Below are 19571 nucleotides of genomic sequence, written 5' to 3' on the forward strand. Positions count from 1 at the left end.
CCCGGCAGCCTTCCGGACGGTTGGTGAGCCGGGTTTCGCGCGTCTCAGACCTGATGCGAAGCACGCACGATACGGTCGGCCCGCTCCTTCCATGGCGCACCCCGCTGTCGGCACCAGCCCACAGCGTCGGAGACCCACAGCAGCGGCTCCGACCCCGGTCGAGCATGCGCGTACTGCAGTTCCGCCCGGTGGGTCCCCAACGCCTCGAAGATCACCCGGCGATCGGCGTCCACCACGGAGTCATCCTGCTCGATCACCAACCATTGAGCGCGAGCCTCGAGCAAGTCGAGCGTCAAACGTCGAAGTGCAGCCGGACGCGCATCATGCCGATCACGAGCGGAGTCGGCAACATAGATATCAACGACCACTGGTAGCTCACACATCGCGTCGATGATCTTTCGTCGGCGTGGGTCCGACTCCTTGGTGAAGTGAATCCTGCGCTGGCCCTTCATCCTCAGATCCTTCAGCGCACGGCGACAAAGCTGAAGATCGCCCGGAGAGACCACCGTGGCCACGACCATCAGATGGCCGACCTTGGTTTCGTCTACGAACGCGTGAACACTCATCATCCACACCTTAGGTCCGGCTGCAGACCATCCCACCGGGCCATTTCCAGGCATTCCTCTTCTTGGCCAGCCGCGGCTGGCCCCCGGACAGCTCGCGAGAACTGACCACCACTGCCTACTCTGGACGGCATGACAGAACGTCCTCCGGTGACCCCCGATCCCCACTCCGACCCCCAGGCAGGCGCCCTGATCGGCTCCGACGGCAACCCCGTACCGGGACAGGCCCCGGGGCGCGGCGGCCAGCTGTCCGACCTCGTCGAGCAGCCCGCCAAGGTCATGCGCATCGGCGGGATGATCCGCCAGCTCCTGGAGGAGGTGAAGTCCGCGCCTCTCGACGAGGCCAGCCGGGCTCGACTCCGCGAGATCCACGAGCAGTCGATCGCCGAGCTCGAGGACGGCCTCGCGCCGGAGCTCGTCGAGGAGCTGCAACGCCTCAGCCTGCCGTTCGATGCCGAGTCCCCGACCGACGCCGAGCTGCGGATCGCCCAGGCCCAGCTCGTCGGGTGGCTCGAGGGTCTCTTCCACGGCATCCAGGCGGCGCTCTACGCGCAACAGGTGCAGGCACAGGCCCAGTTCCAGAACATGCGGCTCGCGCTCCCGGCGTCCGAGGGCGGCGAAGGTGACGATTCGACTACTTCGCCGGAACAGCGAACAACTGGGGGAATGTACCTCTAGAGTGACGGGACACGTGACCGTACCGGGAGGGAGCCCATGACGATCGCGATCGAGACGCCCGTTCCACCGTGCGCCCACGAGCCCGAGCTGTTCGAGGAGGTGGCGGCGCTGTCAGCCGCGGCCGACGAACCCTTGGCGGTCGTGTCCGAGCGGCTTGCGGTGGCGCACCGCAGTTGTGCCGGCTGCCCGATGCTCGTGGACTGCCTGTACCGCGCCGTCGTCGAGGTGGACGTGTCTGGCTTCGTGGCCTGCACCACCGAGGCCGACCGCGCCTCCATCCGGCGGCGGCTGGGTATCGAGGTCTCACAGGCGACGTTCGCCCCCTACGGCACTGCGCGGCTCGGTGGCGGGCCGGTCAGCCACGAGTCGGTCATGGCGGTACGCCAGTCCTACCCCAAGGACACCTGCCACCAGCTCGCCGAACGGCTCGGCTGCTCGACGTCGACGGTCAAACGGCACCTGCGTCGCGCCCGCGAGCAGGCGCAGCAGGAGGCCGCCGCAGCACCGGCCGTCGATCGTCGCACCCCGACGGTCGATGAGGTCCTCGACGCCTTCGACGCCCTGGAGACCAGTCAGTTCGCCTGAGGCCGGACGACACGGACGCCGTGGCCACCGAGCTCGAGCATCGGTCCCGCTCCGGGCTCCGGCGCCGGGCTGTCCGGGCCCACTCGGGTCGGCCCGCCGCACGGTCCCGGCCCAGAGGCGCTCCGTGCCGGCCCAGGGTCGCCCGTGCCGTCGGTCCCGATGTTCGGCGAGAGGGCGAGGGCGCCTCAGAGCAGAGCGGCGACCTTCTCGGCCGTCTCCTTCGCCGATCCCGGGTTCTGCCCGGTGACGAGATTGCCGTCAACGACGACGTGGGAGACGAACGGCAGCTTCGCCTTCCCATAGAGTGCCCCGCGCTCCTTGGCCCGCTCCTCGGCGTTGTACGGTACCAGCTTGTCGACGCGGGCAAGGACCTCCTCGGCCCAGGCGAAGCCCGTCATCCTCCGTCCCTCGATCAGGTACGAACCGTCCGACAACGTGGTGTTCAGCAGGCCGCAGTATCCGTGGCACACCGCGGCGACGACGTCGCCCCGCTCGAAGATCTCCCGAGTGATGCGCTGCAGCCCCTCGCTGTCGGGGAAGTCGTACATGACGGCGTGGCCGCCGGTGAAGTAGATGGCGTCGAAGTCCGCCGAGTCGATCTCGTCGGGACCGGCGGTGTCCTCCAGCAGGGCCATGCGCTCGGGGTCAGCGCGCCAGGCCTTGGCGGTCTTGTCGTAGTTCGGGAACTTCAGCGAGCGCGGCTCCAGCGGCACGGCGCCGCCTGCCGGGCTGACGAGGCTCTGCTGGAAGCCGCGCTCCTCGAACACGTGCCAGGCGTGGCTGAGCTCGGACAGCCACAGGCCGGTCCGATGGTCGGCGTCGTCGTAGTGGCCGACGTTGGTGACGACGTGGAGGATGCGTTGGGACATGGCGCCTCTCTCAGTTGGGTACTTCGCAGACGCCGAGGTCCTAGAGCCAGCGCTGCAGCTCGGTGACCAGGCCGTCGTCGAGGACGGTGCCAGTCACGTGGTCGGACACGGCCTTGAGCTCGTCGGATGCCTGACCCATCGCCACCCCACGGCCGGCCCACTGCAGCATCTCGTAGTCGTTCATGCCGTCGCCCAGCGCGACGACATCGGCGCGATCGATGCCCAGCCGTGAGCAGACGACCTCCAGGCCCGATGCCTTGGAGACGCCTTCGGGTGCGATGTCGAGCCATGCCGTGTAGCCGATGTTGTAGTTGACCTCGGCGAGGCCCAGCCCGTGCACCAGCTCGCCGAACTCCTCGGCCGCGTGGTCGGGCGCGCGGATGATGACGCGGGTGACCGGCTCGGCGACGAGTGACTCGACGTCCTCGATGGTGACGTTGCCGCTGATCTCCCACTCGGGGAAGGGGCCGTTGACGCGGTATCCGATGCCGACCTCCTCCACCGCGACCAGGGCGTCGGGCACGTGCTCCAGGACCCGGCGGACCGCCTCCGACGCATCGAAGGTGACCGTGTGCACGACGTCGGCCGGCCGGTAGGTGTGCACGACGGCGCCATTGCTGGCCACCGCTATACCCTCGTCGAGGCCCAGCTTGTCCGCGGCGTCCATGACACCGGGGATGGCGCGTCCGGTGGAGATGACCACCTCGATGCCCGCGTCGGCGAGCGCCCGCACCGTCTCGCGCACGGCGCCGGTCATCTGGTTGTCCCAGTCGACGAGTGTGCCGTCGACGTCGAGCGCAGCCAGTCGCGGTCGCCAGCCGTTCGATTCGCTCATGCAGTCACGTCCTCACGAGGAACAAGCGTAGGGAGGTGACCGCACGAGACGTACTGAAAGCTCGCTCGCTGGGCGTACCTCCCTGGGGGTACGCAGCGAAGTGCTTGGGAGAGGGCTCGCTCATGCGACCGGCTCCAGCACCTCGCCCAGGAACGGGTGCAGCACCGCCGGGAGGCGGACCGACCCGTCGGCCTGCTGTCCGTTCTCCAACAGCGCGATGATCGTGCGCGTCATGGCGCACAGCGTGCCGTTGAGGGTGGCGACGTGCTCGGTGCCTCCCGAACCGTCGGGATCCGACGTGCGGTGCCGGACGTCGAGGCGACGCGCCTGGAACTGGGTGCAGTTGGAGGCTGAGGAGATCTCCCGGTAGCGCTGCTGGGACGGCAACCAGGTCTCGCAGTCGAACTTGCGGACCGCCGAGAGGCCGAGGTCGCCCGCGGCGACGTCGATCACGCGGTATGGCAGCTCCAGCAGGTCCAGCCACTCGCGCTCCCACGCCAGCAGGCGCTGGTGCTCGGCCCACGACTCCTCGAGCGTGGTGTAGACGAACAGCTCGGCCTTGTCGAACCAGTGGACCCGGAAGATCCCGCGGGTGTCCTTGCCGTGCGAGCCGGCCTCGCGGCGGAAGCTGGGGCTGAAGCCGACGTAGCGTCGCGGCAGGTCGCCGTCCAGGATCTCGCCTGAGTGGTAGGCCGCGAGCGGCACCTCCGACGTGCCGACGAGGTACAGGTCGTCGCGCTCCAGGTGGTAGACGTCGTCGGCCGCCTGGCCGAGGAATCCGGTGCCCTCCATCGCCTCGGGCTTGACCAGCGCGGGCGGGATCATCGGCGTGAAGCCCCACCCGGTCGCCCGGCCCATGGCGAGCTGGGTGAGCGCGAGTTCGAGCTGCGCGCCGACACCCGTGAGGAAGTAGAAGCGCGAGCCGCTGACCTTGGCCCCGCGCTCGAGGTCGATGGCTGCGAGCATCCGGCCGAGCTCGACATGGTCGCGGGGCTCGAATCCCTCGGCCGCGAAGTCACGGGGGGTCCCGACGGTCTCCAGCACGGCGAAGTCGTCCTCGCCACCCTGCGGAGCCTGCGCAGATGCGGGGTTCGCGAGCGTGCGCAGCAGCTCCTCGAACCGGGCAGCGGCCTCGACCTGGTCGGCCTCGGCGGCCTTGACCTGGGTGCTGAGGTCCTTGGTCCGCGCCAACAGCTCCTGCTTCTCATCCCCCTGGGCCTGGGCAATGAGCTTGCCGATGCTCTTCTGCTCCGAGCGCACGCGCTCGAACGTCGCGATGGCGCTGCGCCGGCGCTCGTCGGCGGCCACGAGCTCGTCGATGACGTCGGGTGACTCCCCCCGGCGTCGCTGTGCCTCGCGCAGGGACTCAGGATCTTCTCGGAGCAGCCGGGCGTCGATCACTCTGGTCACTCTATCCGCCGTTCTCCTGCGCATCGGCGGCGGCGACGACTTCGTCGGTGCCGGCCCTCCACGGCTCCTTGGGAACGCCCCTTCTGCTCAACAGAATTGTGACCTCGGTCTCGGCAACCGCCCCTAGAGTTCCAGCCATTCATCCACGATCAGCGAGGAGCAGACGATGGCAGGTCACGCGGGAAGACAGCGGGTGAGTCGAGCCGTGGGCGCGGCGGCGGCGTTCACGATGACCGCGCTGGCGGCCTGCGGTGGACCCGACGGGGCGAGCGAGAACCAGGTCACCGTCTCGCTGACGCCCATCGCGGACCTGGCTCCGTACTGGCTCGGCGTAGAGCAAGGGTTCTACGCGGATGAAGGGCTCGATGTGACAATCCAGCCCAACCAGGGAGGAGCCGCGGCGCTGCCAGCGGTCATGAGTGGCAAGGTCCAGTTCTCCTCCGCGAATCCCAACACTCTGTACGTCGCAGCCGACCAAGGGCTGGCACCTCGAATCCTCCTCACGAGCGCCGCGTCGACCGGCGAAGAGTCCAACGACGTCGGCGCAGTGGTCACCACCGCCGACAGCACGATTCAGGACGCGGGCGACCTACCCGGTGCCAGCGTCGCCGTGCCGACGCTCAACAGCATCGGCGACCCAACGATCCGCCGCTCGGTCCAGAACGCCGGAGGCGACGACGGCACGGTCGACTTCGTCGAGGTGCCGTTCCCCGAGATGACCGCCGCACTCGAGGCGGGAAACGTCGACGCAGCGTTCCTGGTCGAGCCGTTCCTGTCCTCATGGCTTCGATCTGACGGCCGCGCTGTCGTGTGGAACTACGTCGAGACCGCCGATCAGATGCCCATCACCTCTCTCTACACCTCTCAGCAGGTCATGGACGACGATGCTGAGCTTGTCGAGTCCTTCGTCGCGGCCACCCGCCGGTCGCTTGAGTACGCCGCCGAGAACCCCGATGAGATCAAGAGCATCCTGGGCACGTTCACTGAGCTCAGTCCAGAGCAGATCGCACAAATGACCTTCTCCCGGTGGACCAGCGAGGTGGACCGGACTGGGTATGAGGCACTGGCCGAGCAGGTCCTCACCGACGGGTCGGTCGATCGTGCACCCGATCTCTCGGCGCTGCTGCCCGCACTCTGATGACTGTGCTCGTCGACCCATCGCCGACCGAGATGAGCGAACGAACGCACGCACGCGCCCGTTCCTCAGGGTCCGGGCTCATCTCGAGGACGCGACAGGGTGCACTGGGCAGCATCGGTCTGCTTCTTACGGCCGCGATGTGGGAGGCGGCATCGCGAACCGGCCTGGTCGATCCACGTCATTTGCCCGCTCTCAGTGACGTGCTGTCGACCTGGATGGGCTATCTCGTCGAAGCTGCCTACTGGGACGCCGTGCGATCGACTGTCGTCGGCTGGGCCGCGGGGCTGGTCATCGCGACAGTCGCCGGCATCGCCGGCGGCACCATAGTGGGGTCCACACCGCTGGGCCGACGCCTCGGCACCTCGACGGTGGAGTTCCTGCGGCCGATCCCGTCTGTCGCTTTGATCCCCTTGGCCGTGCTGATGTTCGGCACGGACATGGCCGCGACCACGATGCTGGTGGTCTACGCCAGCTTCTGGCAGGTCATGGTCCAGGTCATGTACGGCGTCGGTGACGTCGACCCAGTTGCCCGCCAGACCGCTCAGTGCTTCCGGTTCCGTCTACGGACACACGTGACGACCGTCCTGTGGCCGACCACACTGCCCTACGCGATCACCGGATTCCGCCTCGCTGCGTCGGTGGCGCTCATCATCGAGGTCACAGGTGAGCTGATCATCGGGTCTCCGGGTATCGGACAACAGATCGCCATCGCCCAGGCCTCGGGTGCCGCCGAGCAGATGTATGCGCTGGTCTTGACGGCCAGCGTCTTCGGAGTGCTAGTCAACACTGGCACTCGGCGGGTGGAGCGTCGGCTCCTTCGCTGGCACTCGTCGGTTCGCGGGGAGGTCCCGCGATGACTGGTGTCGTGGTTCGTGCGCTCCAGGTCCTCGTGGTGCCAGCAGGCCTGATCGCGCTCTGGTGGTACGCCTCGGCAGCCGCCGACAGCTTCTTCTTCCCGCCGTTGTCCACCATATTGGCTGAGGTTCCAGCGACCTGGTTCGACGGCCGACTGACCGATGACGTCCTGCCCAGCCTCGCCCGCCTCCTCGCCGGATACGTCGCCGCATTGCTCCTCGGCGTCGCTGCGGGTGTCGTCATCGGCGCGCATCCGCTCGTCAGGTCCGCGGTGGAACCGCTCCTGGAGCTGGCCCGAGCCACACCCCCCGCCGTCCTCATTCCGGTTCTCATGCTGTTCCTCGGAATCGGGGACACAATGAAGGTCGTCGTGATCGGGCTGGGTTGCATCTGGCCCATCCTGCTCAACACGGTCGAGGGGGTTCGGGGTCTGGACGACGTCCTGAGAGACACCGCCTCCTGCTACCGCCTGCGGTGGTGGACCCGCCTGACGCGACTGGTCCTGCCGGGGACGTCACCCCAGATCGCGGCTGGGGCGCGGCAGGCCCTCTCAATCGGGATCATCCTCATGGTCATCAGCGAGATGTTCGCCGCCAGCAATGGCGTGGGCTTCGCCGTGATCCAGTTCCAACGGACGTACGCCCTGGTCGAGATGTGGACCGGAATCATCCTGCTCGGCGTTATCGGCATCACCCTGTCCCTGCTCTTCCAGCTCGTGGAGCGCCGCGCACTGGCGTGGCACCGCGGGTTGAAGGACATCCAACGAGGAGGCTGACGTGACCACAAGGACTAGCAACACCACAGGGACCGCGTCGTTGCAGGTCGAGAGCCTGCAGAAGACGTACGGAAGCGGCCCGGACGCGGTACGGGCCATCGCCGATCTCTCATTCGCCGCGAGGACTGGAGAGCTGCTGTGCATCGTCGGCCCATCTGGGGCAGGCAAGACCACACTTCTGAAGTGCATCTCCGGTCTGCTGGCACCCACCGGTGGAGTCGTCCGCATCGCGGGTCGCAAGGTCACCGGGCCCCCCGAGGGTCTCGGCATCGTCTTCCAGGAGTACGGACGGAGTCTCTTCCCCTGGCTGACCGTAGAGAAGAACGTCGAGCTCCCACTCCGGGAGAAAGGTGTCACCCGTGCAGTGCGCCGTCGGCTAGTGACGGAATCTCTTGACGCCGTCGGTCTTGGCGATTCCCGCGACGCCCATCCCTGGCAGCTCTCTGGAGGCATGCAGCAGCGGGTCGCAATCGCACGTGCGGTGGCCTACGAGCCACAGGTTCTCGTGATGGACGAGCCGTTCGCGGCGGTCGACGCCCAGACGCGTGCCGACCTCGAGGACCTGGTGAGGTCGCTGTGGTCACGGCTCGGAGTCACGGTGCTGTTCGTGACCCACGACATCGACGAAGCCGTCTACCTGGGCGAACGGGTCCTGGTGCTGTCACGCCGTCCCACAGTCCTCATGGAGGACGTAGCGATCGACTTGCCCATCGAGCGCGACCAGGTGACAACTCGCTCGGATGCGCGGTTCGCAGCGCTACGGACGCACGTCTACGAGCTCATCCGCGCGACCCAACAGGCATCCCCGGACGCCTCAGCTGCAGACGCGTCCGCACGGGGGTAACCGAGTGTGCAAGGACTCTCGCCGGATGCTCATCGATGCACCAACCCCCCGTTCACCGAGTACGTCTGACCTGTGACGTAGGCACTCTCGTCCGAAATCAGGAACGCCGCCAGCGCCGTCATGTCATCAGGGCCCGCCGGACGGTCCAGTGCCTGCGCCGCCAGCATGGCCTGCTTCTGCTCCGGACTCACGGTCCCTCGATCGACCTCGGTATACACCGGCCCCGGAGACAGCGTGTTCACCCGGATGCCGAACTCGCCGAGCTCGCGGGCCATCGAGAACGTCATGCCGTGGACGCCGCCCTTGCTGGCGACGTAGTGCAGGTACCCGGACCGGCCCATCTGCACAGCGTCCGAGCCGACGTTCACCACGCTGGCCGTCGGCGCGGCGCGCAACAGGTCGAGCACGGCGCTGACCAGCAGCCACGGTCCCTTCAGGTTCACCGCCATGAGCCGATCCCACTCGAGCTCAGGAATCTCCCAGAAGGGCTTCATCGCGATCGTCGAGAAGATCGCGGCATTGTTGACGAGTCCGTCCAGCCTGCCGTGGGACGAGTCGACGTGCCGTGCGATTCCCCGGCACGATGAAGCGTCGGCGACATCGAACTCGAACGCCTCGACTGTTCCGGGACCCGATGTCGTCGCGGCCACCTCCTGCGCCGCCGCACCGTTGAGGTCGGCGGCCACGACGTGGCAGCCATCCGCGACGAACCGCCGGACGTAGGCAGCACCGATCCCCTGGCCGGCGCCGGTGACGGCGACGACCTTGCCCTGCAGTCCAGCTCGGCTCATGACGACCTCCCGGTCCGTGATGGTTCAGCGCGTCAGCCGGGCAGGTGCCGGTCGGCCGGACGCAGGTCACACTGTCGTCGGTGACCGGCGTGCGACGCCACGCCTTTCTGGTGTGAGGAACCGCTCGCGCTACGGTCCTTCGGCCGCCGCCCGGCTCCACAGGTCCCAGGCGCGCGCCACCTGCCCGGCGTTCGTGGCTGCGGCAGCCCGCCCCTCCCCGACGGTTAGGTACTCGACAGTACCCATCGCCTGGGCCTGGCATTGGATCGCGGCGTTCTTCTCGGTGTAGATCGCGCGGTAGACCGCAAGCTCGAGGGAGCCGGCGACTGCCACGGACCCGTGCCCCCTCATCAGGGCCACAGGTGCGTCAGCCAGCGTCCTGGCGAGCGCTGCTCCGAGCGCACCATTACGGACCAGGAGGTCGGACCCTTCACCGACCTCGTCGCGAATCTCGAACCGGCGGACACCGTCGGCGAGGAAGCCTGCCATGTGAAAGACGGGGCGCAGCTCCACGTCGCAGACGCCGAACGGGATCACCGACGGGGAATGGCTGTGCACCACAGCCATCACGTCGGGCCGGGCACGGTAGATCTCGCTGTGGATGAACCGCTCCAGATAGGGACGCCGCTCGTCCTCGGAACGACCATCGAGATCGAACTCCATCACGTCGTCGGCTGTGACGGATGCCGGGGCCATGTTGCGAGCCAGCAGGAACCGATCGGGGTCGTCGGTCACCCGGACGCTGACGTGTCCGAAGGCGTCGAGAACCCCCTCGGTGACAAGGATGCGGTTGGCCCGGGCCAACGATGCGGTCTGGTCAGCGACGGTCATCGGATCTCCTTGAGGTGAAAGTGGCTCCGGCACGCAGGAGGATCCCGGCGAGATCCTCGTCGCTCGGGGCTCGTCTGTTGTTGGAACGGAACGGATTGTGCAAGCTCGCCTCGATCATGCGTCGCCCGTCGACGGCCCCATAGCCGATCGATTCGAACGACGGCACCAGGGAGAGCTCGGCGTACAGCGCGTCGATGCGGGGCAGTAACGCCGCGGCCTCCACGCCGAGGTACGACTCGTTGAACCGCGCCACGTGGGGAAGCAGGACCGCGTTCTGCAACCCGTGGGGAACTCGGACGGCCGGTGAGGACGAGAGCGCGTGCACGAGAGCGAGCGCACTGTTGCCGCAGGCCATGTTGGCGGCGGAGCTGGCCTCCAGCAGTTCCTGGAGGGCGGCGTCGTTGGCGCCCGATGCGTTCAACCCCCCGTCGGCTCCTGCCGCGGCGGTCGGCAGCCGGTCGATGATGGACCGGGCGGCGGTGATCGCTACCGACGTGGTGAAGTAGCTCGCTCCACGCGCCCACAGCGCCTCCATGGCATGGGACAAGGCATCGAGCGCGGAATAGACCAGCGGCTGTCGGGGGAGGGTGCGCAGGACCGTGGCATCGAGGACAGCGACCCGGGGTTCGCAGCCTTGGCCGCGCACCACGATCTCGTTATCCCGACTCTTCTCGTGCAGGACGAGGGCATTGGAGACCTCGCTGCCGCTGCCTGCCGTGGTCGGAACCGCGATGGTCGGCGCGGGCCTGCGGGTCACCCGGTCTCGACCCTCGTAGGCATCGATCTGCTGGTCATTGGTCAGTCGGATGCCGACCGCCTTGCCTACGCCGAGGGCGCTGCCGCCGCCCACGGCCAGCACACAGGTCGCCCCGGCCGCTCGGGCATCGTCGACGGCCTGCTCGACCACCTCGACGCCCGGATCGGCCTGGATGAGGCTGAGACCGGCGACTCTCCAGGTCATGGCGTCACCGATCACCCGACCCAGCACGCCCGCGTCGTCGAGCGCGACGTCGGCGACTACCGCCACCTCCGGGCTGCCGAACTCCGCGATGATCCCCTCGAGCTGGCGCAGGCAGCCGACTCCGGTGATGACCTGCGTCGGTACCGTGAACCGCGGGAACACGGGCGTTCCCCCGGTCATCGGAGCTCTGAGGTGATCAGGTCGGCCGCGCCGATGCGCGAGACCGCGGACTCCAGCAGGCGCCCGCAGGCAGGGCAGGCGTACTCACGGAGCTCGAGGTCGGCATGCAGCCGGATCATCGGACCGTGCGCGGAGGGCTCGACCACGCGCCGGCGCGTGGAGCCCTTCCAGTCCGGGCCCACCCCGAGGTCGTGTCCGCACGAGCAGAGCACGTGACCGTCAGCATCGACGGCGAGGTCCGGAGTGAGCCGCCGCTCCCCGCTGCGCGGGACCGAGGTCGCGGCGGTCGCGGACACCGGGCTCCCGGCACGCTCCGTACGGATCTCGGCACGGCGGGCGGAGGTGGCGACCTTGTCGACGGTGCCGTCCTCCAGCAGCAGGACGCCGTAGACCGCGACGGCCGCCTCCCGGCTGACCTGCCGTGTCTGGACGTCGTGGGCGACCGCGACCGGGTCGCGGTCCGTCGGGTCACCGTAGCCTCCGCCACCCTGGAAGCTGTAGGCGACCGCGTCGCCGCGACGCAAGGTGAAGAATCCCGGCTTGGCACCCATCACCTCGTGGCCTCCAGGCCAAGCAGCATGGTCCCGCGCGGATCGGATTCGTCCGACGGGCGATACGCCGTCGATGCCGGGGAGCAGCTCGTTGCGGTTGCAAGAGCCTTCCAGACCACCGAATATTCCGACGCTGTTGGGCACCTCCACGCCGTGGCCGACCAGCATGGCCGAGAGCTCGTCGGCGCCGTGCGGAGTGAGCGCGAGCCCGACCGTCGCGCCTCCTCTCTGGCGCCCCGGACCGGCCGAGTCGGGCACGATCCCGCGGTAGAGGAACATGATCTGGCCATCCGCCTCGTGGGACTCGACGTTCGCGATGGCCGGTCGTGGGACGCAAAAATCTCCGGACGCGGTGAGCCCGTCATGGTCCTGGTACGCACCGCCCCCGCCCGCGGTGGAGTCGAGCAGGAAGGTGCCGTACGGATCTCCGTCAGGATAGAGACCGTTGAGCACCATGACGGTCATCGATCCCTTGGTCACGCCGGCCGCGTGCCGCGCCGTGTCGGGCGCGGTGGAGATGAGCCGGGACAGTGCACTGAAGGCCACGTTCGTGACGACCCACACCGCGGATACCGTGGCGCTGGAGACCGGCGCCGGCCACGACGAGTTGGCGACGATGCCGTCAGGCGCCGTGATCGTCACCGCGCGCAGGAGTCCCTCGTTCCATCGCAGGGTCGGCGCAAGGGTCGGGAGGAGAGCCGTGAAGACCCCGGCGACCAGGCCGGAGTGGGTGCAGTTGATGAAACCCGGTGCCTGTCGCGACGTTCCCGTGAAGTCAAGCTCGAGCTCATCGCCCGTCTTAGTCACCGTGAGCCGGAACTCATAGAGAGTGTTGTGGTGGCCGTCGTGCTCGATCCAGTCCACCGCACGGAAGACGCCGTCGGGCAGCGCCCTCAGAGCTTGGCGCATCTCCTGTTCGGAGTGCTCGAGCTCGTGTTCCATGACCTGCAGAACCGTCTCGAGGCCGTAACGGCCGAAGAGCTCCCGCAGGCGGCCGACGGCGACGTTGTTGGCCGCGATCATGGCCTTGAAGTCCAGGCCCACCGTGGTGGGCATCCGGGTCATGCCCATCAGCATCGACCAGAGGTCGGAGCGAACCTCGCCCTGCTCGACGAGCTTGATCCCCGGTAGCAGCATGGCCTCCTCCTGGATGCCGCGCGCGGCCAGGCTCCAGCTGCCGAAGTTCATCCCGCCGACGTCGATCTGATGGGCACAAGCACCCACCCAGGCCACTCGCCGCCCGTCGACGAAGACGGGTGCGATGAACGTGACGTCCATCTGGTGGAGCGCGCCCTTGTAAGGGTCGTTGAGGACGAACATGTCGCCCTCGCGGATTCCCGGGTTGTCCTCACAGTCCGCGATGATGTTGCGCACGACGCTGGCCATCGAGCCGGAGTGGAACAGGACCTGCGGTCCCATCGTCACCACGGCGCCATCGCCGAGATAGATCCCGACGTTGAAGTCGGTCGCCTCGGTCACCACGGGCGAGCCGGAGACATTCTTGAGAGTGGTGGCCTGTTCCTCGGTGATCGCGGAGAGCTTGTTGCGGATCACCTCGAAGCTGATCGGGTCCAGCTGGGCCGGCGGCCCTGACAGGCTCGCGCTCGGACGGTTGGCGGTAAGGCTCATGAGGTGACTCCTGCGCTCGTGCGAATGGTGGTCTCAAGATCGGGGGTGATCAGCAGATTGCCGATCTGGTCGATGTGAACGCCCTGCTGACTGGCGACGTAGACCGTCGTGGTGGGGTGCTCGATGACGACCGGCCCCGCGAGACGCTCGCCCGGGACCATTTCCGTCCAGTCGGCGACCTCGGCATCCAGCCATGCGGAGGCTTGCACGTCGAAGACCTGCCGGCTGGGTCGTTCGGCCCGCGGCGCGGGCAGGAACCGGCTGAACGACGGCTTCACGGTGCGGCCGATGCCCGCGACCCGGAAGGTCGTGAGCTCGATGCCGGCCTCGCGAAAGCCCGAACCCTTGCCGTAGGTCTCCTCGTAGGTCCGCTCGAACAGCAGCACGAGGTCCCGCATGGCTGCCACGTCACCGAGGTCGCCGGACACCGGAATGATCAGCTCGTGGGTCTGGCTGCGATAGCGCATGTCGATCGAGCGGTCGATCTCGATGTCGACATCGGCGACGTCGTCGGCCTTCAGCCTCTGGAGAACCTCGTGCTCGAGGTCCTTGAAAATGGCCGCGATGTGCTCGCGATCGAACTCCTCCCAGGGCTCCTCGCTCGCACGTGCGCTCCTGATCGACTCCGATCGTTCGGCCCCGTGGTGGATGTCAGCGCTGAGCGCACCGTAGGCCGAGTGCGCCATGGAGGTGGCCGGGACGACGATGGACTTGACGCCGAGCTCGGCACCGAAGCCGGCGCAGTGCATCGGGCCGGCCCCGCCGTAGGCGTAGAGGTCGAAGTCGCGTGGATCGTGACCGCGACCGACGGTGAGCTCGCGGAGCGTGTCGGCCATCCTGGCGTCGACGATCTCGCGGATGCCCGCCGCGGCCTCAACCACACTCATGCCCAGTGGTTCCGCGATCTGGGTGCGAATCGCCCCCTCGGCAGCCGATTTGTCGATGGCCATGCGTCCCCCGAGGAAGTTGTCGGGGTCGATCACCCCGAGCGCGACGTCGGCGTCGGTGACGGTGACCTCGCTGCCGCCGCGGCCGTAGCAGACCGGACCGGGATAGGAACCGGCGCTGGCAGGACCCACCCGGAGGGTGCCGTTGACGACCGAGGCGATCGAGCCCCCTCCGGCACCGATCGCCGCGATGTCCACCATCGGGGTGGCGACGTGGTACTTGGCGACCTCGGTGACGGCCTTGACGACCGGCTTGCCGTCGACGACCAGGCCGACGTCGAAGCTGGTGCCGCCCATGTCGGAGGTGATGATGTTGCGGTGCCCGAGCTGCGTCGCGAGGTGATGGGACCCCAGCACGCCGCCGGTCGGCCCGCTTCCCAGAAGCAGGACCCCGCGCAGGGATGCCTCCCTCGCACTCATCACACCGCCAATGCTGTTGAGCACACTGAACCTGCCCGCGAGGCCTTCGTCGCGCAGGCGGCGCTCAAGGCTCTCGAGGTAACGCTCGACCACTGGGCCGAGATAGCTGTTGAGGACGGTCGTCGCGGTGCGCTCGTACTCCCCGAGGACCGGGTTGACCTCGCTGGAGAGACTCACGTAGGCCGACGCGCCAGCCACCTCGTCGATGATCTGCCGGACCCGCACCTCGTGGGCCGGGTTCCGGAACGACCACAGCAGGCTGACCGCGAACGAGTCGATGCCGGCGTCGACCAGGTCTGAGACCGCTCTCCGGACGGCATCGTCGTCGAGCGGGACGATGACCTTGCCAGCGTGGTCAATTCGTTCAGGCACCTCGGCGATCAGGTTGCGAGGCACGAGGGGATCGGGGTACCGCCGTTCGCTGAAGTCGCCGAGTCTCTCGACCGGCACTCCCGCCGTGAACCCCATCAGGCGTTGGATGAGGAGCGTGTCGCCGAACCCTTCGGTGGTGATGAGGCCAGTTGGTGTCCCACGTCGTTCGATGAGGGCGTTGGTCGCCTGGGTCGTGCCGTGACCGAAGGTGGCGACCTTGGCCAACAGGTCCCGTACCGACTCGCCGCGATGCTCAGCCACCAGCTGGAGTGCGTCGAAGACGCCCACCTCGAGGGACTCCGGAGTAGTCGGCGCCTTGGTGGCGTGGATCGCGCCGGCGGCATCCATCACGACGATGTCGGTGAACGTGCCTCCGGTGTCCACGCCGACGTAGAGGTCTTGGGTCGTCGTGCGGTCGGGTGTGGTCACTGTGGTCATCGTGGTTCCTCGGTTCCTAGATCGAAGCAAGCGTTGACTGGGTGGAGGGCGGCGTCGCGCCCGACCTGAAGGCGGCGGCCGTGACGGCGGCCGGCGTCAGCTCGTCGCCGGACAGCTCGCTGACGACGCGCCCGCCGCCGATGACGAGGACGCGGTCGCAGAGGTGGGCGAGGTCCTCGTACTCGACACTCACGACCACCGCTGCCATCCCCTCGGACGCTGCGTCGGCGACGAGCCGGAAGATCTCGGCCTTCGCGCCGACATCGACGGCCTGGGTGGGCTCGTGCACCACCAAGACCCGCGGCCTCATCGACATCCACTTGCCGATGACGACCTTCTGCTGGTTGCCTCCGCTGAGGTTGCCAGCGACGACGTCGGGGCTGGCCGGCTCGACCCCGAAGTCCCTGACCAGGGCAGTGGCATGCCGCCGTTCGGCCGCCCCGCTCAGCCCACCCCATGAACGAAAGCGGCTCAGGTGGAGCAGGCCGAGGTTCCCGGTGACACGCACCGACGTCGCGAGGCCTCGGCGCTTCCGGTCCGCCGGCACCAGGGCCATGCCGGTCCGCACACGGGTGCGGACCGAGGCCGAGGCCGGGTCGAGCTCGATGCCGGCCATCCGGAGTCTTCCGGTGGCTCCGGTCTCCGGGTCCATCAGGAGGTAGGGCACCTCCTCGAAGCCGGAACCGGGAAGGCCGGTGACGCCGAGCAGCTCACCCGCCCCGACGTCGAAGGACAGGCTCGAGATGCTCCCGCCGTTCAGGTCGTCGACCTGGAGCAGCGGCCTACGCTCGACCGCCGGATCGCGGTCGGGATAGTAGGCATCGACCTCGCGGCCGACCACGTGCCGTACCAGCCCGTCGTGGGTGAGGTCTGCAGCCCGGTCGTGGGCGACGATCCGACCGTCGCGCAGGACCGCTACGGAGTCGGCGGTCCGCAGGATCTCATCGAGTCGATGGCCGATCAACAGAACCCCCACCTGGCGGGCCGAGGCCAGCTCGCGGACCCAGGAAAGCATCTCGTCGGCCTCGTCGCGGGCGAGCGCAGCGGTCGGCTCATCGAGAATCAGTGCCCGCAGCGGCTCCGCCCCGTCGGTGCCGATCGCCCGGGCGATGGCGATCTTGGCCGCCATCCCCAGCGACACCGCGCCGGCCTCGAGGCGCACATCGACATCGATCCCGTGGTCGATCAGGAACCGCTGCATCGCATCGCGGTGTCCGTTCCAGTCCACCCGGTGTCGAAGGGATCCGAGCTGGCCGGCGAGCAGGTTCTCCAGCACCGAGAGGCCCGGCACCATCTGAGCGTCCTGATGAACGAACCGCACACCGGCGGCACGCGCGGCCGCCGGGTCGACCGGCCCGCTCATCGACCGCTCGCCGAAACAGATGTGCGAGCCCGCATCCGACTCGTGGTACCCGCTGAGGATTTTGACCAGAGTGGACTTCCCCGAGCCGTTCGCGCCGACCAACGCGGTCACCTCGCCCGGCCACACCCGCAGGTCGACCCCCTGCAGCACCGGGGTCCCGGCAACATAGGACTTGCGGACGTCGCGCAGCTCGATCACGGGCCGGCCATGTCCCGAGGCGGGGTCGCGGTGCTGGGTGGCAGCCACGGTGCTCACCGCTCCCACAGCGTCTCGAACAGCTCGGCATAGGCGTCGGTGCCCGCGTACCATGAGCCGTCGTCAGCGGAGGCCTCGTCAAGCTCCAGGTCGCCGATGTTCGAGTCGTCGAAGATCCGCACCGGAGCAGTCGCGCCCTCCACGGTCGGCTCTCCTGCCATGGCGCGGAGCAGCTGATCGGCCTCGAGGTAGGCGAGGGCACCGAGGTCGATGCCGACCATGGCCTGGATCAGCGATGGGTCCTGTGCCATGTCCTGCAGGAAGGGGAGGTTTCCGTTGACGGTCACGACCTTGACGTCGGACTTGCCAGCCTGCTGGATCGCCGGATTGGTGAACTGGGTCATCGGGTCGAAGGCCGGCACCACGTAGCCGATGTCAGGGTTTCGCACCAGCTCGCTGCTGGTCGTGGTGCCGAGGTCGTTGGCCCAGTTGGCCAGGGTGACGCCCTTGACAGTAACGGAGCAGTCCGCGCACTCGTCCTCCAGCCGCGCCTCGAACGCCTCCTGCTCGGTCACCGAGCCGACGACGTCGGGCGTGGTGAGGAACAAGACGTCGGCGTGACCACCGGAGTCCTGGATGATCCAGTCGGCCGCCACCTCACCTGTGAGGGCGAACGGCTGACTCGTCTGGCCGGCTAGGCCGGGGAACAGCTCCGTCGTGGACGCGTCCACCGCCGCGCCGGACAGGACGGGGATGCCGGCACCCTCGGCATCACCCAGCGTCTCGGCATAGGTGGCCGGCTCCGGTCCGTCGACCTGGATCGCGTCGGCTCCCTGCGAGATGGCTTGCTGGATGCAGGCGTTCGCATCGACCGGGTTGCCTTTGCCGTCGCAGGTCGTCATCTCCACACCGACGCTCTGGAGCGCCTGCTCGAGGTTGCGGCCGATGCTCGCCAGGAAGGGATTGCCCGCGTACTGAGTGACCCACCAGACCGTTCCGCCCTCGAGCTCGCTCACGTCGAAGGCAGAGCCCTCGTACTCCGTGCTCGGTGCTCCGAGGTGCTCGGCAACGTTGGCGCTCACCGCCTCGGACACCTCACCGCTGCCCGCTTCGGAGTCGGCCGAGGATGAGCAGCCGACCAGGGCGGAGGGTAACGCGAGTGCCACGAACGCGGCTCGCAGGCGGGAGGTCTGACGAAGGCGGGTCGGGGACATGGTCTTCTCCTGAGGGTTGTTGTCGATCCGGACTCGGTCCGCGCTCATGGGGCAGCCGCCTTGCGAGAAGCGACCATCGCGAGCCGAGAGACGGTGACGGCGACGACCACAGCCGCGCCATAGAACACGTCGCGGATCCACGTATCCATGCCCAGCAACACCAAGCCGCTGATGCCAGTGGCCAGGAAGAGGACTGCGATGACCGTGCCGAGAGGGTTGGACGTGCCCGGATCGATGATCGCCGAGCCCAGGAAGGCGGCCGCGAACGCCGGCAGCAGGAGAGACTGGAGCGAAGTGGGCTGCAGACCACCCGCGATCCCGATCACGATCACGCCGGCGAGTCCGGCGAGCAGACTCGTGGCCACGAAGCTGAGCACCTTGATCCGGGTCACCGGCAGGCCGGAGAGCCGCGCGACCTCGGCACTCTTACCGATGAAGACCGCGGCTCGGCCGAAGACCGTATGGCGGTAGACGAACCACATCCCGATCCCGAGTGCCAGTGCGAGGTAGAACGCGGTGTTGACCCGCAGGAGCTGGCTGTTCAGCACCGCGCTGATCTCAGGTGAGACGCCGCTAATCGTCAATGAGTTGCTGAACCAGACCGAGAGGCCGATCAGCAGCGTGCCCATGCCGAGTGTCACGATGATGCTCTCAACTCCGACGCGGACCGCCAGCAGAGCGTTGACCAGACCGACGACTGCGGCAGCGCAGAGCCCAGCCAGGATCGACAACCACAGGTTCACGCCGTCGACGGCGTTCAGCTGTGCGGCGATCGTGGCCGATACCGTCATTGTCCCGGCGATCGAGAGGTCGATCTCCCCGGTCGTCAGCGTTGGCACCAGCGCCAGCGCCAGCACCAGCAGGGCCGCCTGGGAGCTGAGCAGAGAGGTGATGTTGGCGGCGGTCAGGAAGGTATCCGGGACCAGAACAGCGAACACCGCGATCTCCAGGACCCAGACTCCCACGATGCCGTAGCGGTAGGTGAGCGACCGCCAACCGGGCGAGCGTGACGCCCGTGAACGGACCCCGACCGTCTCCGGGGTGCCGGCGTCGGCTTGCGTGATGGTCTGCATGGGAATCCTGGTCCTTGGTCGTGGCGCGCCGGGGCGCGGTCGGGTGCTCTCGGG

18 protein-coding genes are annotated in these 19571 nt (G+C 68.0%); 6 read left to right on the forward strand and 12 right to left on the reverse strand.

What is annotated here, in order from left to right; translation table 11 throughout:
- Positions 1-44 precede the first annotated feature (44 nt).
- Positions 45-566, reverse strand: a complete 522-nt coding sequence (locus ACEVFP_RS19800; protein ID WP_375001242.1) for a hypothetical protein — start codon at positions 564-566, stop codon at positions 45-47.
- A gap of 129 nt (positions 567-695) precedes the next feature.
- On the opposite strand from ACEVFP_RS19800, the gene ACEVFP_RS19805 reads away from it, so the two are divergent.
- Both ACEVFP_RS19805 and ACEVFP_RS19810 read left to right on the forward strand, forming a co-directional pair.
- A complete protein-coding gene (locus tag ACEVFP_RS19805) occupies positions 696-1241 on the forward strand; it encodes a bacterial proteasome activator family protein (protein WP_375001243.1) in 546 nt (181 codons plus the stop codon).
- A gap of 36 nt (positions 1242-1277) precedes the next feature.
- The gene (locus ACEVFP_RS19810; RefSeq protein ID WP_375001244.1) at positions 1278-1826 is read left to right on the forward strand and encodes a hypothetical protein; all 549 of its coding nucleotides are present in this window, start codon (positions 1278-1280) and stop codon (positions 1824-1826) included.
- A 185-nt stretch (positions 1827-2011) separates the two neighbouring features.
- Here the strand turns inward: ACEVFP_RS19810 and ACEVFP_RS19815 are convergent, their stop codons facing one another.
- From ACEVFP_RS19815 to serS, 3 genes are all read right to left on the reverse strand, one after another.
- Positions 2012-2695 (reverse strand): type 1 glutamine amidotransferase domain-containing protein, encoded by a 684-nt coding sequence (locus ACEVFP_RS19815; RefSeq protein ID WP_375001245.1) that lies wholly within the window; start codon positions 2693-2695, stop codon positions 2012-2014.
- A gap of 40 nt (positions 2696-2735) precedes the next feature.
- Entirely contained in the window at positions 2736-3530 is a 795-nt protein-coding gene (locus ACEVFP_RS19820) for an HAD family hydrolase (RefSeq protein ID WP_375001246.1), read from the reverse strand.
- 120 nt (positions 3531-3650) lie between these two features.
- Positions 3651-4931 (reverse strand): serine--tRNA ligase, encoded by a 1281-nt coding sequence (gene serS, locus ACEVFP_RS19825; protein ID WP_375001247.1) that lies wholly within the window; start codon positions 4929-4931, stop codon positions 3651-3653.
- A gap of 202 nt (positions 4932-5133) precedes the next feature.
- Here serS and ACEVFP_RS19830 point away from each other — a divergent pair, with 202 nt between their 5' ends.
- The 4 genes from ACEVFP_RS19830 to ACEVFP_RS19845 all read left to right on the forward strand — a co-directional run bounded on the left by ACEVFP_RS19830 (position 5134) and on the right by ACEVFP_RS19845 (position 8552).
- A complete protein-coding gene (locus ACEVFP_RS19830) occupies positions 5134-6078 on the forward strand; it encodes an ABC transporter substrate-binding protein (RefSeq protein ID WP_375001248.1) in 945 nt (314 codons plus the stop codon).
- 182 nt (positions 6079-6260) lie between these two features.
- Positions 6261-6935 carry an ABC transporter permease gene (locus tag ACEVFP_RS19835; RefSeq protein WP_375001249.1) on the forward strand — a complete coding sequence of 225 codons (675 nt, stop codon included), beginning with the start codon at positions 6261-6263 and terminating at the stop codon, positions 6933-6935.
- On the forward strand, positions 6932-7708 hold the full coding sequence (locus ACEVFP_RS19840) for an ABC transporter permease (protein ID WP_375001250.1): 777 nt from the start codon (positions 6932-6934) through the stop codon (positions 7706-7708). Before ACEVFP_RS19835 ends, ACEVFP_RS19840 begins: the two co-directional genes overlap by 4 nt.
- 1 nt (position 7709) lies before the next feature.
- Entirely contained in the window at positions 7710-8552 is an 843-nt protein-coding gene (locus tag ACEVFP_RS19845; RefSeq protein WP_375001251.1) for an ABC transporter ATP-binding protein, read from the forward strand.
- A 29-nt stretch (positions 8553-8581) separates the two neighbouring features.
- On the opposite strand, the gene ACEVFP_RS19850 is transcribed toward ACEVFP_RS19845, so the two are convergent.
- From ACEVFP_RS19850 to ACEVFP_RS19885, 8 genes are all read right to left on the reverse strand, one after another.
- The gene (locus ACEVFP_RS19850; RefSeq protein ID WP_375001252.1) at positions 8582-9343 is read right to left on the reverse strand and encodes an SDR family NAD(P)-dependent oxidoreductase; all 762 of its coding nucleotides are present in this window, start codon (positions 9341-9343) and stop codon (positions 8582-8584) included.
- A gap of 129 nt (positions 9344-9472) precedes the next feature.
- Entirely contained in the window at positions 9473-10174 is a 702-nt protein-coding gene (locus ACEVFP_RS19855) for a class II aldolase/adducin family protein (RefSeq protein ID WP_375001253.1), read from the reverse strand.
- Positions 10161-11315 (reverse strand): iron-containing alcohol dehydrogenase family protein, encoded by a 1155-nt coding sequence (locus tag ACEVFP_RS19860; protein ID WP_375001254.1) that lies wholly within the window; start codon positions 11313-11315, stop codon positions 10161-10163. The genes ACEVFP_RS19855 and ACEVFP_RS19860 overlap by 14 nt, the downstream gene beginning before the upstream one ends.
- Positions 11312-13495, reverse strand: coding sequence for a hydantoinase B/oxoprolinase family protein (locus tag ACEVFP_RS19865; protein WP_375001255.1), 2184 nt, complete (start codon positions 13493-13495; stop codon positions 11312-11314). The genes ACEVFP_RS19860 and ACEVFP_RS19865 overlap by 4 nt, the downstream gene beginning before the upstream one ends.
- On the reverse strand, positions 13492-15672 hold the full coding sequence (locus tag ACEVFP_RS19870) for a hydantoinase/oxoprolinase family protein (protein WP_375001256.1): 2181 nt from the start codon (positions 15670-15672) through the stop codon (positions 13492-13494). Before ACEVFP_RS19870 ends, ACEVFP_RS19865 begins: the two co-directional genes overlap by 4 nt.
- Before the next feature lie 16 nt (positions 15673-15688).
- Entirely contained in the window at positions 15689-17281 is a 1593-nt protein-coding gene (locus ACEVFP_RS19875; protein ID WP_375001257.1) for a sugar ABC transporter ATP-binding protein, read from the reverse strand.
- A 5-nt stretch (positions 17282-17286) separates the two neighbouring features.
- Positions 17287-18492: a sugar ABC transporter substrate-binding protein gene (locus tag ACEVFP_RS19880; protein ID WP_375001258.1), complete on the reverse strand. Its 1206-nt coding sequence runs from the start codon at positions 18490-18492 to the stop codon at positions 17287-17289.
- The gene (locus ACEVFP_RS19885) at positions 18489-19517 is read right to left on the reverse strand and encodes an ABC transporter permease (protein WP_375001259.1); all 1029 of its coding nucleotides are present in this window, start codon (positions 19515-19517) and stop codon (positions 18489-18491) included. Before ACEVFP_RS19885 ends, ACEVFP_RS19880 begins: the two co-directional genes overlap by 4 nt.
- Positions 19518-19571 lie beyond the last annotated feature (54 nt).

This window comes from Aeromicrobium sp. CTD01-1L150, from assembly GCF_041951745.1.
Classification (GTDB): Bacteria; Actinomycetota; Actinomycetes; order Propionibacteriales; family Nocardioidaceae; genus Aeromicrobium.

What these genes read in the sequence shown, in the direction of transcription:
- ACEVFP_RS19800 (WP_375001242.1), bottom strand. Translation starts at nt 566, where the DNA reads ATGAGTGTTCACGCGTTCGTAGACGAAACCAAGGTCGGCCATCTGATG.
- ACEVFP_RS19805 (WP_375001243.1), top strand. Translation starts at nt 696, where the DNA reads ATGACAGAACGTCCTCCGGTGACCCCCGATCCCCACTCCGACCCCCAG.
- ACEVFP_RS19810 (WP_375001244.1), top strand. Translation starts at nt 1,278, where the DNA reads ATGACGATCGCGATCGAGACGCCCGTTCCACCGTGCGCCCACGAGCCC.
- ACEVFP_RS19815 (WP_375001245.1), bottom strand. Translation starts at nt 2,695, where the DNA reads ATGTCCCAACGCATCCTCCACGTCGTCACCAACGTCGGCCACTACGAC.
- ACEVFP_RS19820 (WP_375001246.1), bottom strand. Translation starts at nt 3,530, where the DNA reads ATGAGCGAATCGAACGGCTGGCGACCGCGACTGGCTGCGCTCGACGTC.
- ACEVFP_RS19840 (WP_375001250.1), top strand. Translation starts at nt 6,932, where the DNA reads ATGACTGGTGTCGTGGTTCGTGCGCTCCAGGTCCTCGTGGTGCCAGCA.
- ACEVFP_RS19850 (WP_375001252.1), bottom strand. Translation starts at nt 9,343, where the DNA reads ATGAGCCGAGCTGGACTGCAGGGCAAGGTCGTCGCCGTCACCGGCGCC.
- ACEVFP_RS19855 (WP_375001253.1), bottom strand. Translation starts at nt 10,174, where the DNA reads ATGACCGTCGCTGACCAGACCGCATCGTTGGCCCGGGCCAACCGCATC.
- ACEVFP_RS19860 (WP_375001254.1), bottom strand. Translation starts at nt 11,315, where the DNA reads ATGACCGGGGGAACGCCCGTGTTCCCGCGGTTCACGGTACCGACGCAG.
- ACEVFP_RS19865 (WP_375001255.1), bottom strand. Translation starts at nt 13,495, where the DNA reads ATGAGCCTTACCGCCAACCGTCCGAGCGCGAGCCTGTCAGGGCCGCCG.
- ACEVFP_RS19870 (WP_375001256.1), bottom strand. Translation starts at nt 15,672, where the DNA reads ATGACCACAGTGACCACACCCGACCGCACGACGACCCAAGACCTCTAC.
- ACEVFP_RS19880 (WP_375001258.1), bottom strand. Translation starts at nt 18,492, where the DNA reads ATGAGCGCGGACCGAGTCCGGATCGACAACAACCCTCAGGAGAAGACC.
- ACEVFP_RS19885 (WP_375001259.1), bottom strand. Translation starts at nt 19,517, where the DNA reads ATGCAGACCATCACGCAAGCCGACGCCGGCACCCCGGAGACGGTCGGG.